The organism is Streptomyces sp. NPDC007264, from assembly GCF_042869095.1.
GTDB lineage: Bacteria > Actinomycetota > Actinomycetes > Streptomycetales > Streptomycetaceae > Streptomyces.
On record NZ_JBIAFD010000002.1, the window covers coordinates 238619 to 251727 of the forward strand.

Consider the following 13109-nt stretch of genomic DNA (forward strand, 5'->3'; position numbering starts at 1 on the left):
CTTCGGTCTCGGGTCCTGCGCTCCCCCGGCCGGCGGGCGTCGGGCTGCGGGGACCCTGAGACCATCAATCCACAGGCGCCGCGATCACGCCTCCCAGACGGCGGCCGCCGTGCGGTCGTCGGCGTAGCCCTTCACCCGTACCAGGGTGTCGGCGAGGAACGCGGCGAGGCCCGGCGGTTCGCCCCTCGACCAGCGGTCCGTCAGATGCTCGGCGAGCCGCGGTTCGTCGCGCAGCGGGTCGGCGAGGCCACCGGTGCACAGCAGCAGCGTGTCCCCCGGCTGGGCGACGGAGGCCCGGAAGCGGAAGGGGTCGCGGGACGGCTCGGGGGCGGGTTCATAGGGGCTCGGGGGCGTGGTGATGCCCAGGTCCATGGTGAGCCGGTCACCCTCGGGCGTCTCCGCCGGCAGCGAGCCGAAGCCGACGACCGGCTCGCCGGCCGCCTCGGCGACGCGGGGCTCGATGTCCTGCCACTCGCCGTCCCGCAGCCGGAAGAGTCCGCCGGGGCCCACGCCGAAGAACACACGGGTGCGACAGGCGGGGTCGGCGGGCAGCAGCAGACAGCGCAGGCCGGCGGAGTACTCCTCCGGGGCGAGGCCCTGTTCGGCGGCGCCGGCGCGCAGCTTGCCGAGACTGCGGGTGGTGAGCCGGTGCAGGCCCGACTTGAGGTCGCCGCGCCGGGCGGCCCGGATGTCCTCGCTCAGGCGCAGATGACTGCGGCCGACCGCCCGGCCGATCCAGTGGCACGCCTCGGCGGCGGCCCGGTGTGCGCCGGGCATGCCGCGGGCGCCGGTCGCCACGGCGACCAGGACGAGCGCCCCGTCGCCGGTCCCGAAGCGGGCGGTGAGCAGGCAGTCGCGGCGCGGCTCGCCGCGGTAGCGGGCGGAGTCCCCGCGCACGGAGACCGCCCGCAGCGTGCAGGCACCGTACCGGGCGCCCTCCAGCACGGTGTCGGGCACCAGGTCGTCGAGGTCGTCCGGGTCGGCGAGCGGAAGGGCGGTGGGCTCGGCGTCATAGGTGGGCGGCCCGGATCCGACGTGGCCGACCGGGGGCGGCATACGGGGGACGGCCGGCGGGGGCGGCACGGCGTCCGCGGGCGGGGCCGCCCCCGCGGCCGGCACGGCGTCGGTCGGCGGGGCCGCCGGGGGTGCGATGCCGGGTGGGAGCGGCACTCCGGGCCCGGGCCCGGCGGGAACGGGCCCGGCGCCGGGGGCCGGCGGGAGCGCGTCTGCCGGCGGGCGACCGGGCAGGGGCGGCGTGCCGGGCGGCGGGTGGACCGGGGGGTCCCAGGGGGCGGGACCGCCGCGCCGGCGGGGGTCCTCCCCCGCGGGCGGCGCTGGAGGGTGGCCGGTGTACGGGAAGGCCGCGTCCGCCGGGGCGCCGTCGCGGGGTCCCGTCCCGCGCTGCCCCGGCAGCGTCGGCGGTGCCTCGGGGACGTCCCCGGTCGCGCCGGAGCCCACCGTCCCCGCCGCCGAGACGAAGCGGTCGTCGAGGCTGTCGGCCGCGGGAGCCGGCCCCGTGTCCCCGGCGGAGTCGTCGTACAACTGCCCCCACCAGTCGTCCTCGTGGCCGGTGGGCCTCTCCCCCTGTTGACTCATGCCCCCAATTGTCCACCGAGCGAGCCGCGGGGAAACGGGGCAACGGGAAAATCCGGCCGGGCGAAGGGCTCCTGACGGCGTGTCGGACCACACGCCTCGAACGGTGACGCGAACGGTGACGCGACCGGTGGCAGGAGACGGGCCGGAGTCGTGCGTGGGCGCGGCTTCGTGCCGTGCCGACCCTCATGGACGGGCCTTCAGACCGTCCAGGGTGAGGTCGAGCAGGCGTTCCGCTCGCTGTCGCTGTTCGGGGCCCGCCGAGGTGAGGGCGATGCCTTCGAGGGCGGCAGCGATGTCGCCGGGGCCGATGTCGGTGCGGATCGCACCGGCGGCCGCGCACGCGTCCATGAGGGCACTCAGGGCGGCGTGGATCATTTCACGGCTGTGCCCGTACGGGTTGTGGCCGGTCGCGGCGACGTCGCGCAGGGCGTCGATCATGCCGTACTTGGCGGTCACGTAGTCCAGGAAGAGGCGGGTCCAGGCGCGCAGTGCCTCGAAGGGCGGCTGCGCTGCCAGCAGAGTGGGGGCCGCGTCGCACAGACGGGCCACCTCATTGCGGTAGACGGCCTCGACCAGAGCTTCGCGGGTGGGGAAGTTGCGGTACAGCGTGGCGCTGCCCACCCCCGCCTCCTTGGCGATGCGCTCCAGGTGGGTGTCGAGCCCCTCCGTCGTGAACAGGCGCACCGCCGCCGCGAGGATCTTCTCCCGGTTGCGCCGCGCGTCGGCCCGCAACGGCCGTTGCGCTTCCTCGGCCATCAGCGCTCGCCATCCCTTCTCGCTCTGTGCAGCTTGCTAACCGGAGGCGCCCCCAGTTAGCCTGACATCAACCGGAGGCGCCCCCGGTTCCACTGTGGGTCAGCGTACCGACCTGCACTCACCCCCTCAGCAAGGACTTGGTCATGTCAGGCATCAAGGGCAAGGTCATCGCGGTCACAGGCGCCGGCAGCGGCATCGGAGAGGCGACGGCGCTCCATCTCGCCGGCCAGGGCGGCCGCCTGGTGCTCGGAGGGCGGCGGAAGGACCGGCTGGACGCGGTGGTGGACCGGATCACGGCGCGGGGCGGCTCGGCCGTCGGGAGCGTCGTCGACGTGACGCGCCGCGCGGACCTCAAGCGCCTGACCGACACGGCGGTCGACCGTTTCGGCCGGCTCGACGTCCTGGTCTCCAACGCCGGCACCATGGCGATCTCGCCGTTCGACGAGTTGCGCCAGGACGACTGGGACGCCATGGTCGCCACCCACGTCACGGGCCTGCTGAACGGCATCGGGGCGGCACTGCCCGTCTTCCGGCGGCAGCGCTCCGGACACTTCGTCAATGTCGCCTCCACCGCCGCCCACGTCGTGAAGTCCCCCCAGGGCGTGTACGCGGCCACGAAGACGGCGGTGAAAGTACTCTCCGAAGGACTGCGCCAGGAGTCCGGCCCCGACCTGCGCGTCACCCTCGTCTCGCCGGGCTTCACCGACACGGAGGGCGTGGGCAGGGGAGCGAGCCCCGAAGCGGCGGCGGCGCTGGTCCGGCAGCGCGACGAGATCGCCATGCCGCCCTCGGCGGTCGCCTCCGCCATCGGTTACGCGATCGAGCAGCCCGACGGCATCGACATCGGCGAGATCGTCGTCCGCCCCACGGCCCAGGCCTGACGATCGGCACGGAACGGCCGGCGGCCGCCCGGCGGCAGGCGATCGCCGGTGTGTCGCCGGTGATTCGCCGGTGAGTTCGCCGGTGAGTTCGCTCTCGCGGAGAACCGGCCCGCCGATGTCGAGGCCGCTCTTGGCACAGTGAACGGAGGTACGGCGATGATGTGCCGAGGCGGGTGTGCGCCGTGGCCGTTTTCCGCCGCGGACCGCACCGTGGGGTCTTGTCTTCGGGGAGGGACAACGGCTGATGCTGGCAGCGATAGGGCTGGACGAGACGCACGAGTCGGCGTACCGGGCGCTGGTGTCCGTGGGCGCCGCCGACGTGCCCGATCTCGCACGGCGGCTGATGCTCGGTGAGCACGACACCGAGCGCGCCCTGCGCCGGCTGGAACGGCAGGGTCTCGCGGCCCAGTCGTCGGCCCGGCCGGGCCGCTGGGTCGCGGCACCGCCGGGGGCGGCTCTCGGCGCGCTGCTCACCCAGCAGCGGCACGAGCTGGAGCAGGCCGAGCTGGCGGCGGCGCTCCTCGCCGAGGAGTACCGGGCGGCGGCCGGGGAGCCCGCGGTGCACGACCTGGTCGAGGTGGTGAGCGGCGCCGCCGCGATCGCCCGGCGTTTCCTGCAGCTCCAGCTCGGGGCGACCGAGGAGGTGTGCGCCCTGGTCACCGGCGCTCCGGTCGCCGTGACGGGCGCGGAGAACCACGCGGAGAAGCAGGCCGTCGGCCGCGGGGTCCGCTACCGGGTGGTGGTCGAGCGGGCGGTGCTGGACCGCCCGGACGGCATCACCGAGCTGACCGCCGCGCTCGCCCGCGACGAGCAGGTGCGGGTCCTGGACACGGTGCCGACCAAGCTGGTGGTGGCCGACCGGTCGCTGGCCATGGTGCCGCTGACCTCGCACACCGCGGAGCCGGCGGCGCTCGTCGTGCACGCGAGCGGACTGCTGGAGCTGCTGTCCGGTCTCTTCGCGTCGGTGTGGCGGGAGGCACTGCCCCTGCGTCTCGGGGCGTCCGGCGTCACCGAGCGGGAACCGGACGGCCCCGACGGCACCGATCTGGAGGTGCTCTCGCTCCTGCTCGCCGGGCTGACGGACGCAAGCGTCGCCAAGCAGCTCGACCTGGGGCTGAGGACCGTACAGCGCCGGGTGAAACGGCTGATGGAACTGACCGGGGTGACGACCCGGCTGCAACTCGGCTGGCACGCCTACGAGCGGGGCTGGGTGACGCGCGGCTGACCCGTGCGGTGCCCCTCGTCGCCGGGGCGTGCCCACGGCGCGGACCGGCCGGCGCCGCGCCCGACCGGCGCCGCGCCGCGCCGGGCCGCGGGTCCGGTTCAGCCGGTGAGAACGGCCGGGTCGACGGCGTCGGCGAGCGCCTTCATCCCCGCGTCGTTGAAGTGGAGGTGGTCGCCCGAGTCGTAGGCCGGCCGGATGCGGTCGGGGCGGGTGGGGTCGCGGACGGCGGCGTCGAAGTCCGCCACCGCGTCGAACAGCCCGCCGCGGATGAGGGCGTTGACCTCGCGCCGCACGCCCTCGAGGGCCGGCGTCCAGCCCCGGCTGCCGCCGAACGGGGTGAGGGTGGCGCCGATGACGCGCAGGCCGTGGGCGTGCGCGCGGGCCACGATCCGGCGGTACGCGCGCACGAAGGCGCCCGGATCGGCCCGGGGCGGGGTGCCCTTGAGGTCGTTGACGCCCTCCAGCACGATCACCGTGCGCGCTCCCGTGCGGGAGAGGACGTCGGCGTCGAGGCGGGCCAGGGCGCTGGGGCCCACACCGTCGCGAAGGAGGCGGTTGCCGGAGACGCCGGCGTTCAGGACGCCCGGCCGGCGGCTCGGAGGCCGGCCGCGCAGGCGCCGGGACAGCAGGTCGGGCCAGCGGTGGTTGGCGCCGTACGAGGATCCGTTGCCGTCGGTGAGCGAGTCGCCGAGCGCGACGACGCTGCCGGGGGCCGGCCCGAGGACGTCGACGCCGGTCACGTAGTACCAGTGCGAGACCTTGGTGGTGAAGGCGGCTCCGGCCGTGTCGTCGGCCCGATTGCCGTGCCGGGCGAGGAAGTTGGCCTGCAGGGCGGTGCGGTGGTAGGTCGCCGGGCCGCAGTCGGTGGGGGTGTGCACGGTGACGAGGAGATTGGCGTCCGCGGGGACCTTCAGCCGGACGGGATCGGTGACTCGGTCCTGGCCCGGCGGGACGGTCACCGAGGTGGCCCCGGCGAAGGTGGCGGTGCGCAGGGAGCCCGGGACCGCGTCGGGGCTCGCGGGGGCGGCCGGGCGCTGCAACGCGACGGTGACGGCGTCGAGTCGGAGCGGGGCGGTGCCCAGGCGGTTGGTGATGCGGACGCGGGCGGCGCTGCCGCCGACGCTGGTGTGCACGACGTTGCGGAGGGAGGCGCCGGGCAGGGCGGGGGCCGTCCCGGAGGGGGCGGCCTCCCAGGTGCCGGTCCATCGCGGGGCCGTCTCCGGGCGGCCGGACGTGCCCGGGAAGGTGGCCGCGGTGGACACGAGGGTGAGCACCAGGACGGCGAGGCACCGGCGTCGGGCCCCGGTGGCGCGATGCGGGTGGACCATGCGGGCGCGCCCTTCCTCCCCTGCGGTCCCCGTGGCACGGGACCGGCGAGCCCTCCATGGCTTCCCACGACACGCCGGGGAGCCAACCCCGCATCACCCTTTCGGGCGTACGGCGGGCGGGGTGGAGAGCGCCTGGGAGGGCGGGGCGGGGGGCGACTGGAGCGCGCCCTCCAGGGTGAGCAGCCGCAGTTTGCGGTCGAGACCGCCCGCGTAGCCGGTGAGGGAGCCGTCGGCGCCGATCACCCGGTGGCAGGGGCGGACGATGAGCAGCGGGTTGGCGCCGATCGCCCCGCCGACGGCGCGGACGGCGGCGCGGGACGCCCCGACCCGGGCGGCGAGGGCGCCGTACGTCGTGGTCTCGCCGTACGGCACGGAGGCGAGCGCGGCCCAGACCCGCTCGCGGAACGCGGTGCCGTCCGTGCGCATCTCGAGGTGGAACTCCGTGAGTTCACCGGCGAAGTAGGCGGCCAGCTGCCGCTCGGCCTCCCGGAACAGGGCGGGTGTGTGCCGCCATTCCGGTCGGGCGGTGCGGCCGCCCTTCTGCCCCGGCACGGACAGGGAGGTGAGCGCGCCGGAGGCGTCGGCGGTCAGCAGGAGGGGACCGACGGGGCTGTCGAGGACGGTGTGATGGACGGTATGGTGCTGAGCCATGGTCAGTGGTCTTCCTGTGTGTCCGGGTGGATCGGTCGTCCGGCTGTCCTCAGATGCTGAAGGGCGTAGGAGCGCCACGGGCGCCAGGCGTCCGGGACGTCCTCGCCGGGCGGCGCGACGTCGGGGTCGCCGAGGGCACGGGTGCGGATGACCGCGGCGGTGCGAGGGTCCATGCCGGGCAGGGCGAGCAGCGCATCGTGGGCGTCGTCGCGGTCGGCGCCGGCGTCGAGGCGGAGGACGCCGTCGGCGAGGGCGGAGGTGAGGGCGGCCAGCGTGCCGTGCGGCCCGGCGGGGTCGGTCCCGGTCCCGGTCGCGGTCGCGGTCCCGGTCGCGGCGTCGGCGAGCGCGGCCGGCTCCGGGAAGACATGGGTGAGGGTGCCGTACGGGACGTCCAGCGCCTTCCCGTACCGCTGGACGAGTCGCTCGGCGCGGACCCGTCCGACGAGGGCGCGTACGGCGAACTCCTCCGGGTCGGCAGCGCCTGGCGAGCGCAGTCCGGGGCGGGCGGCGACCAGCGGGGCGAGCCGGGGGTCGGCGCCGAGGCGCCCGTCGACGGCGTACGGATCGGCGTCGAGGTCGAGCAGCCGCCGTAGCCGCTGGACCGCGGTGGTGAGATCACGGGGGTCGGTGAGGTGGAGCCGGGCCTCCAGCCAGCCGCCGGGGTGGGCGGTCTCCCGTCTTTCCGGCCGCTGGGGCGGGAGACCGCCCTGCCGCCGCTCCTCGACGGCGACGACGGCGGTGCCGTACGGCAGCCGGAGCGTACGGCGGTAGGTGCGGCGGCCGCGCGGCCCTTCGACCTCCTCGACGCCCGCGATCGCCTCACGGCCGAGCAGGTCGAAGACGGCGGTGGACTGGTACGGGCCGCGGTGCGCGAGCCGCAGCGGGATCCCGGCGGACGCGGCCTCCGGGCGGCGCACGGCGGGTCCGCCGCGGGGTGCGGCGGCGCGCAGCTCGCTCGGGGTGGCGGCGTAGACCGCCTTGATCGTGTCGTTGAACTGGCGCACGCTGGCGAATCCGGCCGCGAAGGCGATCTCCGTGACCGGCAGCGCGGTGGTCTGCAGCAGGACGCGTGCGGTGTGGGCGCGCTGCGCGCGGGCCAGCGCGACGGGTCCGGCACCGACCTCGGCGGTGAGCTGCCGCTGCACCTGGCGGGCGCTGTACCCGAGGCGCCGGGCCAGCCCGCCGACGCCCTCGCGGTCGACGACGCCGTCCTTGATCAGGCGCATGGCGCGCCCCACGACGTCCGCGCGCACGTCCCACTCCGCGGAGCCGGGCACGGAGTCCGGACGGCACCGCCGGCAGGCCCGGAACCCGGCACACTGCGCGGCGGCGGCCGTCGGATAGAACCGCACGTTCCGCCGCTTCGGCGGCACGGCGGGGCAGCTGGGCCGGCAGTAGATCCCGGTCGTCTCGACGGCGAAGAAGAACTCGCCGTCGAACCGGGCGTCCCGGCTGCGCACCGCCTCGTACCTGGTGTCTTCGTCGATCACGCCTTCCAGTGTGGTCGAGGGGAGGGGACGGGGCTGGCGGGATTCGGACACCGAGTCTCGGCCGCCGTCCCCCTGGGGCACCCCTCAGCGCCGCCGCCCCCGCTTCATCTCCATCGCCGCCCTCCCCTCGGCTCCCTTGCGTTTCCACTCGCGCCGCAGCTCGGCCCGTGCCCGGGCATCCGTCTTCGCCACGATCCACTGGTTCTCCCGGAGCAGCTTGCGGTAGCTCTCCAGCCGCCGCTCGGACAGCTCCCCGGACGCCACCGCCGCGAGCACCGCACAGCCGGGTTCGGCGACGTGCGAGCAGTCATGGAAGCGGCAGTTCGTGGCGAGGTCCTCGATCTCGGAGAACACCTGGCCCACGCCGGTCCCGGCGTCCCAGAGCCCCACCCCGCGCAGCCCGGGCGTGTCGATGAGGACGCCTCCGCCGGGCAGGGCGAGCAGATTGCGCGTGGTCGTGGTGTGGCGTCCCTTGCCGTCCACGTCCCGGGTCTCCCGCACGGTCATGACGTCCTCGCCGAGCAGCGCGTTGGCGAGGGTCGACTTCCCCGTGCCGGACTGCCCGAGCAGCACGGCCGTGCCGCCCCCCAGGAGCGCGGTGAGGACGTCGAGCCCCTCTCCGCGCTGCGAGCTGACCGGCAGGACCTGCACCCCGGGCGCGGTCTGCTGCACGTCCTGGGCGAGGTACGAGAGCGTCACCGCGTCCGGTACCAGATCGGCCTTGGTGAGCACCACGATCGGCTGCGCCCCGGACTCCCAGGCCAGCGCGAGGAAGCGTTCGACGCGGCCGAGGTCCAGTTCGGCGGCGAGGGAGACGGCGATGACGGCGTGGTCGACGTTGGCCGCGAGGATCTGCCCCTCGGACCGCTTGGAGGAGGTGGAGCGCACGAAGGCGGTGCGGCGCGGCAGATACGCCCGGACGTAGCGGGGGCTGCCCCCGGGTTCGACGGCGGCCCAGTCGCCGGTGCACACGACCCGCAGGGGATCGTGCGGGGTGACGAAGGAGGTGTCGGCGCGCAGCACCCCGTCGGCGGTGACCACGTCGCACTGGCCGCGGTCGACACGCACGACCCGCCCGGCGAGCAGCCCTTCGGCCTGATAGGGGGCGAACGCGTCCGCCCAGGCGTCGTCCCAGCCGTAGGGGACGAGCGCGGAGAAAGCAGAGGACTCGGAAGTGGACTTCAAGGGGGACCCTTCACAGGGTGGCCCCGGCCGGCGCGCCGCGGGCGCGCGGGGATGAGGTGTCAGCCGGTGGCCACGGAGGTGGAGTGGATGAACTTCTGAGCACGGGCAGCGCCCATCACAGAGACAGCCATCGGTCACACCTCCCGTTCCTCACTCGGCCGACAGCAGCGGCCGACGGCCACTGCGAGAAGCGAGCCTCACCCTAGAGGCACGCACCCTCGGGCGCCACGGCTTTTCGGCACACCCCTACGCCGGACGGGGCCCACCTGCCGGTGGCCGGGGCCCTTGGCGAACAGCCCGGCACGTTCTCACGCAAGGATCTCACCGCGCTCGGCGCGCTCCACCAGCGATGCGGGCGGCAGGAACCGCTCACCGTAGGTCGCGGCGAGTTCCCGCGCCCTGGCGACGAAACCGGGCAGTCCGCCGTCGTACTGGTTGACGTACTGCAGGACGCCGCCGGTCCACGCCGGGAAGCCGATGCCGTGGACCGAGCCGACGTCGGCGTCGGCCACGCTCGTCAGCACGCCGTTGTCGAGGCAGTCGACGGCGTCGAGGGCTTCGGCGAAGAGCATCCGCTCCTGGAGGTCCTCGATCGGCAGCACGCGCTGCCCCGAGCCGTACCGCTCGCGGACGCCCGGCCAGATGCCGAGCCGCTTGCCGGACTCGTCGTAGTCGTACCAGCCGGCGCGCTCCCGTCGCCCGACCCGTCCCTGCTCGAGCATCCAGTCCACGACCTCCTCCGACGGATGCGCCGCCCAGGTCCTGCCTTCGGCCTCCGCGGCGGCACGGGTCTCGACGCGGATCTTCTGGGTCAGTGACAGGGTCAGCTCGTCCAGCAGTTGGAGAGCGCCCGCGGGACAGCCCGCCTGGAGCGCGGCCTGCTCGACACTCGCCGGCTCGACGCCCTCGCCGACGGCGGCGACGGCCTCGGCGAGGAAGCGGCCGATCACTCGTGAGGTGAAGAATCCCCGCGAGTCGTTCACGACGATGGGGATCTTGCCGATCTGCAGGACGTAGTCGAAGACCTTGGCCAGCGTCTTGTCGCTCGTCTGCGGCGCGCGGACGATCTCGACCAGGCGCATCCTGTCCACCGGGCTGAAGAAGTGGACGCCGATGAAGTCCCGCTCGCGCCGACCGGACGGCGTCATATATGTAGGCGTCGGACACGACGCCCCCTTTCTCGGGACGGGACGTTGTGCGGAAGGGCTCGGACCCCGGAGTGCGCGGCGCGGGAGGTCTCCCCCGGAGCGTCTGAACGGGGGCTACAGGCCCAGGTCGCGGCCGACGATCTCTTTCATGATCTCGGTGGTGCCGCCGTAGACGGTGGTGATGCGCGAGTCGAGGTAGTCGTGGGCGATGCGGTATTCGAGCATGTAGCCGTAGGCGCCGTGGAGTTGCAGACAGCGCCCGACGATGGTGACGTACTGCTCCGTGGCCCAGAACTTCGCAGCCGCGGCGTCCACCGCCGTGAGCTCGCCGCGGGAGTGCCTGGCGAGCAGATCGTCGAGGTAGGCGCGGCCCACCCGGGCGGTGGTGACCATGTCGGCCAGTTCGAAGCGGGTGTTCTGGAAGGAGCCGATCGGCCTGCCGAACGCCTTGCGTTCCTTGACGTACTCCAGGGTGCGTTCGAGCACTCCCTCGACGGAGGCCACGGCGCCCGCGGCGATCGAGATCCGTTCCTGCGGAAGGTTGCGCATCAGGGACGTGAAGCCCGAGCCTTCCTCGCCGAGCCGGTTGGCGACCGGCACGCGGACGTCCTGGAAGAACAGCTCGCTGGTGTCCTGGGCGTGCAGGCCGATCTTCTCCAGGTTGCGACCCCGCGAGAAGCCGGGACGATCGGCCTCGACGACCAGCAGGCTGATCCCGCCGTGGCGGTCCGGACCGGTCCGCACGGCGGTGACGACGAGGTCGGCGTTCTGGCCGTTGGAGATGAAGACCTTGCTGCCGTTGACCACGTAGTCGTCGCCGTCACGGACGGCGGTGGTGGTGATACCGGCCAGGTCGCTGCCGGTCCCGGGCTCGGTCATCGCCACCGCGACGACGAACTCACCGGCGGCGATGCCGGGCAGCCAGCGGGCCTTCTGCTCGTCGTCGGTCAGGTCGGTGAAGTAGGGCACGACGATGTCGTTGGACAGCGCGACCCCGGCGAGCCCGTCCGAGACGGGACGGCGCGAGAACTCCTCACCGATCACGGCGTTGAAGCGGAAGTCGGTGACCCCGCCGCCGCCGTACTCCTCGGGGATGTTGAAGCCGAGGATCCCGGCGCGGGCGGCCTCCTGGAACAGCTCGCGGTCGACCTTGCCCTCGGCCCGCCACCGCGCGGCGTGCGGGGCGGCGTGCTTGTCGACGAACGCACGAACCGTCTCCCGCAGGAGCTCGTGCTCGTCCTCGTAGAGCGACCGCTTCACGGGTGTCACACCGGCCATCAGAACTCCTGTTCCAGATCACGGTCGAAGGGGGAAGGCAGTGCGCGCGGTCAACCTCCGGGCAGGAGAACCGGCTTCAGCGTCCGTCCGGCCTGCTGGTCTGCCACCGCCCGGTCGAAGTCGCCCAGGGCGTAGGTGGTGACCAGGCGGTCGAGGGGCAGGAGACCGGACCGGTACCGCCGGACCAGTTCGGGTATCAGGACCGACGGTTCGGCATCGCCCTCGACGCAGCCGCGTACCTGCAGCCCACGCGCCATCAACGTCCGTACGTCGACGCTGGCTTCGGCAGGGCCGAGCCCGACCAGCACCAACACGCCGTGCGGCTGGAGCAGGGGGAGCGCGCGGGCGATCGACTCGGGCCGCCCCGTGGTGTCCAGCGCGTGGGTCACTGCCGGAATCGGGTCGGCCAGCGAGGCGACGGCCGTGGCACCGTACCGGGCGACAAGTGCGCGGCGCGCTGCGACGGGCTCCGCCACGACGACCTCGACGCCTTCGGAAAGAGCCGTCAGCGCTGCGGCGGCGCCCACGCCGCCGGCGCCGACCACCAGCAGGCGGTCGCCTGGACGAGGGCGAAGGACATTGAGCACCGCGCCCGCGCCGGTCAGGAACCCGCAGCCCAAGGGGGCGACGACGGCTGGTGGCACGTCGCCGACCGGAACGCATGATCCGGCATCGGCCAACGCGGCCGTGGCGAACGACGACTGGCCGAAGAAGGCCCCGAAGACCGGCTCGTCGCGGACGCGTAGGGTCGGCGACGCGTCCAGCCGCCGCCCCGAACCGTTGAGCGCCCTCGCCCAGGCGCAGTACCCCGGCCGGCCGGCCCGGCACTGGGCGCATCCTCCGCACGACGCGAAGGAGATCACGACCCGGTCCCCGACCGTGAGCCCGTCGACGGACGACCCCAGGTACTCGACGGTGCCGCAGCCCTCGTGCCCGAGGACCGCCGGCCGCTCGCCGAGCTTCTTCCGGGTGACGAGGTCCGTGTGGCACACCCCGACCGCCTCGATCCGCACGATCACCTCGTCGGACCGCGGGTCGTCCAGCTCGGCTTCGACGAGTTCGCTGGGCGCGGAGCCGCGCGAGAGCAGCGCGAAGACCTTCATTCGCGCTCCAGGCCGAAGTAGAAGAGACCGCCGTCGGCGGACACCGCGGCCGCCTTGCCGTTCATCACGCCCATGAGGGTGTCGTCGTCCACCTGTTTGAAGTGGTCGAACACCGGCATGCCGTCGTACACCATCGTGGCGGTCACCTCGCCCCGGAACTCGATGTTCCACAGGCTGGCCTCGCCTCGGCCCGAGGTGGTGTCGGAGTAGAGGCCGCCGTCCTCCGCCCGGCAGATCAGCGGTTTGGCGTCGTCCAGTGCGACGAACCTCTTGCCGTGCCACCGGCTGCCGGTCAGCACCCGCTCGACGGGGTGGCCGGTCGGGAAGGCGAAGCCCCGCCAGGAGCCGAGGATCGACGAGGCGTCGACGACCTCGAGGTCCGCCCACAGGGCGTCGAGCTCGCCCGGGTCGACCGGACCCGCCGCTGCCCGCAGGGCTCGCCACCGCTCGAGCACCGGGGACATGCCG

At 74.1% G+C, this 13109-nt stretch carries 11 protein-coding genes and 1 pseudogene; 2 read left to right on the plus strand and 10 right to left on the minus strand.

Annotation, left to right across the window (positions count from 1 at the left end; all coding sequences use genetic code 11):
* Positions 1 to 84 precede the first annotated feature (84 nt).
* Complete coding sequence (locus tag ACFYMU_RS03805) at positions 85 to 1596, minus strand: PP2C family serine/threonine-protein phosphatase (RefSeq protein WP_388367347.1); 1512 nt, start codon at positions 1594 to 1596, stop codon at positions 85 to 87.
* A 183-nt stretch (positions 1597 to 1779) separates the two neighbouring features.
* On the minus strand, positions 1780 to 2352 hold the full coding sequence (locus ACFYMU_RS03810) for a TetR/AcrR family transcriptional regulator (RefSeq protein ID WP_388367349.1): 573 nt from the start codon (positions 2350 to 2352) through the stop codon (positions 1780 to 1782).
* Positions 2353 to 2495: 143 nt separating this feature from the next.
* Between ACFYMU_RS03810 and ACFYMU_RS03815 the strand changes: the two genes are divergently transcribed.
* Together ACFYMU_RS03815 and ACFYMU_RS03820 are read left to right on the plus strand one after the other, a co-directional pair.
* Entirely contained in the window at positions 2496 to 3233 is a 738-nt protein-coding gene (locus ACFYMU_RS03815; RefSeq protein WP_388367351.1) for an SDR family oxidoreductase, read from the plus strand.
* Positions 3234 to 3477: 244 nt separating this feature from the next.
* Positions 3478 to 4458, plus strand: a complete 981-nt coding sequence (locus ACFYMU_RS03820) for a helix-turn-helix domain-containing protein (RefSeq protein ID WP_388367353.1) — start codon at positions 3478 to 3480, stop codon at positions 4456 to 4458.
* Between the two features lie 98 nt (positions 4459 to 4556).
* Here the strand turns inward: ACFYMU_RS03820 and ACFYMU_RS03825 are convergent, their stop codons facing one another.
* The 8 genes and pseudogenes from ACFYMU_RS03825 to ACFYMU_RS03860 all read right to left on the minus strand — a co-directional run bounded on the left by ACFYMU_RS03825 (position 4557) and on the right by ACFYMU_RS03860 (position 13105).
* Positions 4557 to 5786, minus strand: coding sequence for an SGNH/GDSL hydrolase family protein (locus tag ACFYMU_RS03825; protein ID WP_388367355.1), 1230 nt, complete (start codon positions 5784 to 5786; stop codon positions 4557 to 4559).
* 93 nt (positions 5787 to 5879) lie between these two features.
* Complete coding sequence (locus tag ACFYMU_RS03830; protein WP_388367357.1) at positions 5880 to 6437, minus strand: methylated-DNA--[protein]-cysteine S-methyltransferase; 558 nt, start codon at positions 6435 to 6437, stop codon at positions 5880 to 5882.
* A 2-nt stretch (positions 6438 to 6439) separates the two neighbouring features.
* On the minus strand, positions 6440 to 7924 hold the full coding sequence (locus tag ACFYMU_RS03835; RefSeq protein ID WP_388367993.1) for a DNA-3-methyladenine glycosylase 2 family protein: 1485 nt from the start codon (positions 7922 to 7924) through the stop codon (positions 6440 to 6442).
* Between the two features lie 87 nt (positions 7925 to 8011).
* A complete protein-coding gene (gene rsgA, locus ACFYMU_RS03840) occupies positions 8012 to 9112 on the minus strand; it encodes a ribosome small subunit-dependent GTPase A (protein ID WP_388367359.1) in 1101 nt (366 codons plus the stop codon).
* A gap of 308 nt (positions 9113 to 9420) precedes the next feature.
* Positions 9421 to 10266, minus strand: a pseudogene (locus tag ACFYMU_RS03845) (3-hydroxyacyl-CoA dehydrogenase family protein); the annotation flags it as partial.
* A 108-nt stretch (positions 10267 to 10374) separates the two neighbouring features.
* Positions 10375 to 11538 (minus strand): acyl-CoA dehydrogenase family protein, encoded by a 1164-nt coding sequence (locus ACFYMU_RS03850; protein WP_388367360.1) that lies wholly within the window; start codon positions 11536 to 11538, stop codon positions 10375 to 10377.
* 50 nt (positions 11539 to 11588) lie between these two features.
* Complete coding sequence (locus ACFYMU_RS03855; RefSeq protein WP_388367362.1) at positions 11589 to 12641, minus strand: alcohol dehydrogenase catalytic domain-containing protein; 1053 nt, start codon at positions 12639 to 12641, stop codon at positions 11589 to 11591.
* Positions 12638 to 13105 (minus strand): DUF4334 domain-containing protein, encoded by a 468-nt coding sequence (locus ACFYMU_RS03860; RefSeq protein ID WP_388367363.1) that lies wholly within the window; start codon positions 13103 to 13105, stop codon positions 12638 to 12640. Before ACFYMU_RS03860 ends, ACFYMU_RS03855 begins: the two co-directional genes overlap by 4 nt.
* Positions 13106 to 13109 lie beyond the last annotated feature (4 nt).